Genomic DNA, 2,647 nt, shown 5'->3' with positions numbered 1-2,647 from the left:
GCCATGGTGTTGACATGGCCTGGCGTGCCGGTGACCGCCTGCGCCAGCATCTCGCCGCGCGGGTCGAACACGCCGGCCGACAGGTCGCCGGATTCACGCACCGAGGTCGAAAACGCAGTGCGCAGCAGCGTCAGCGCCTGTTCCTCGACGACCGAGATCAACCGGTTCCACATGACCTGCATGCGGATTTCGCCAATGTCGCTCATGCCTGGCTGCCTTTGCGGATGAGAAGGATCGCGCCGTCGCTCTGGATGACGGCGTCAAAGCTGGTGGTGATGACGGTGGAGGTCTCGCGCTCGACGATGACGGCCGGCCCTGCCACGCGGTCCCCGGCGCAGAGCGTCTCGCGTTCGATGATGCCGTAGGTTTGTGGCGCGCCGCTGGCCGGATCGAAGACCGAGCGGGTCGTGACCGCCTCATTGTTGCGCTTACCGGTCGTGAGCTCGTGCCTGGCGACTTCTGGCCGAACATCCGTCGCCTTGACCGACCAGGTGACGATCTCGATCTCCAGCCCGTCGAGGCCTTCGATGGCGCGGCCGAAGAAGCGCTGGTAGTTCGCCTCGAACAGGTCCTTGAGCTTCGTCACGGCATCGTCGCCGAACGGCTCGTCCGCCACGGGCACGGGGATTTCCCAGCCCTGGCCGGCATAGCGCATGAAGGCGGTGATCTCGCAGACGATCCTGCCGGCAGCACCCGTCCGCACGAAACCTTCGGCGGAGGCCTTGAGGTCGGCGAGCAGCGTGTTGACCTCGGCCGGCTTGAACCGCGACAGCCGCGTCAGCTTCGAGGCCAGCGCCTCGTAGCCGAACGGAGCCTTGAGGAAGCCGATCGCCGATCCGACGCCCGCGCCCTTGGGCACGATGCACTGGTCGATGCCGAGCTTCTCGCACAGCCTTGCGGCGTGGAGGGGGGCGGCGCCGCCGAAAGCGATCATCAGATTGTCGGAAATGTTCTTGCCGTTTTCGACGGCGTGGACGCGGGCGGCATTGGCCATGTTCTCGTCCACCACCTCGCAGATGCCGAAGGCGGTCGACATCGCGTTGAGCGACAGCCGCTCGCCGACATCGCGCAGGATAGCCTGCTCGGAGGCGGACGCGTCGAGCTTGATCGCGCCGCCGGCGAAGTTGTCGGGGTCGAGCTTGCCGAGCACAAGGTCGGCGTCGGTGATCGCCGGACGCTTGCCGCCGCGGCCGTAGCAGGCCGGCCCCGGCTCCGAGCCGGCGCTTTCGGGCCCGGTCTGGATGCGGCCCATGGCGTCGACCCAGGCGATCGAGCCGCCGCCGGCGCCGATCTCGATCATCTCGATCACCGGAATGGAGATCGGCATGCCCGATCCCTTGCAGAAGCGGTAGGTGCGCGCCACCTCGAAGGTTCTCGCCGTGCGCGGCGCATAGTCCTCGATCAGGCAGATCTTGGCGGTGGTGCCGCCCATGTCATAGGAGACGACCTTCTCCAGGCCGAAGCGCCTGGCGATGTCGGCGGCGAAGATCGCACCACCGGCCGGGCCGGATTCGACCAGCCGCACCGGGAATTCCGAAGCGGTCTCCACCGAGATCAGGCCGCCGCCCGAGTGGATCATGAACACCGGGCACTCGGCGCCCATCTCCTTCAGGCGGATCTGCAGGCGGGCGAGGTAGTCGGCCATCTGCGGCCGCACATAAGCGTTGGCGCAGACCGTGTTGAAGCGCTCGAACTCGCGCATCTGCGGCGACACTTCGGCGCTGATCGAAATCGGGATGCTGAGCTTGCGGGCGAGGATCTCGCGGGCACGACGCTCGTGGTCGGCGTTGGCGTAGGCATGGATGAAGCCGATCGCCACCGAGCCGAAGCCGCCGGCCGCGATCCGGTCGGCGATCTCTGCGAGAGCGGCTTCGTCGAGCGGCTGCAGTTCCTGGCCCTCGGCGCCGATACGGCCCTTGACCGTGAAGCGGTCCTCGCGCGGGATCAGCGGCGTCGGCAGTTGCAGGTTGAGATCATACTGCTCGAAGCGGTTTTCGGTGCGCATCTCGATCACGTCGCGGAAGCCCTCGGTCGTGACCAGCGCGGTCCGCGCGCCACGGCGCTCGATCAGCGCATTGGTCGCCAGCGTCGTGCCGTGGATGATGATGCCGATCTCGGAAGGCGAGATGCCGGCATCGCGGGTGACGACGGCAATGCCGTCGAGGATCGCCTGCTCGGGCGCCGCATAATTGGTCAGCACCTTGGTCGAGAACAGCGTCCCCCTGATGTCGAGGGCGATGTCGGTGAAGGTGCCGCCAATGTCCGCGCCGAGACGGATGTCGTCAGTTCTGGAGGTCATGCCTTGGCCTTCTGGGAAGAGAGTGCTGCGTCGCGCATCTGGGAAAGGGTCTGCCGGGGCGTGAGCGCCTCGGGCGAGATGGCGATATCGAGGACGGCGCCCGTCGCGGAGCCGAGCGCCCGGCCGAACGCGGCGCCGAAATCCGCAGTGGATTCGACGCGCTCGGCGTGGAAGCCATAGGCCTTTGCCAGCGTCACGAAGTCGGGGTTCTCGAGCGACGTCCCGGAAACGCGAGGCGGATAGTGGCGCTCCTGATGCGCGCGGATGGTGCCGTAGATGCCGTTGTTGAGGATCAGCAAGATCGGCTGCGCGCCGGCCTGCATGGCGGTGCCGAGTTCCTGGCAGTTC

At 67.1% G+C, this 2,647-nt stretch carries 3 protein-coding genes; all 3 read right to left on the bottom strand.

The genetic code is table 11. The features are described 5' to 3' along the window. Positions 1-206 (bottom strand): hydantoinase B/oxoprolinase family protein (locus tag EN780_RS31740; RefSeq protein WP_145971016.1); only part of this gene is annotated, 206 nt, incomplete at its 3' end. After that, positions 203-2,299, bottom strand: coding sequence for a hydantoinase/oxoprolinase family protein (locus EN780_RS31735; protein ID WP_127282876.1), 2,097 nt, complete (start codon positions 2,297-2,299; stop codon positions 203-205). The genes EN780_RS31735 and EN780_RS31740, both read right to left, overlap by 4 nt. Further along, on the bottom strand, positions 2,296-2,647 hold a 352-nt coding region (locus EN780_RS31730; protein ID WP_245500186.1), incomplete at its 5' end, for a thiamine pyrophosphate-dependent enzyme. The genes EN780_RS31735 and EN780_RS31730, both read right to left, overlap by 4 nt.

This window comes from Mesorhizobium sp. M4B.F.Ca.ET.089.01.1.1, assembly GCF_004022605.1.
GTDB classification, from domain to species: Bacteria; Pseudomonadota; Alphaproteobacteria; order Rhizobiales; family Rhizobiaceae; genus Mesorhizobium; species Mesorhizobium abyssinicae.
This window is presented reverse-complemented; position numbering and strand designations above follow the sequence as displayed.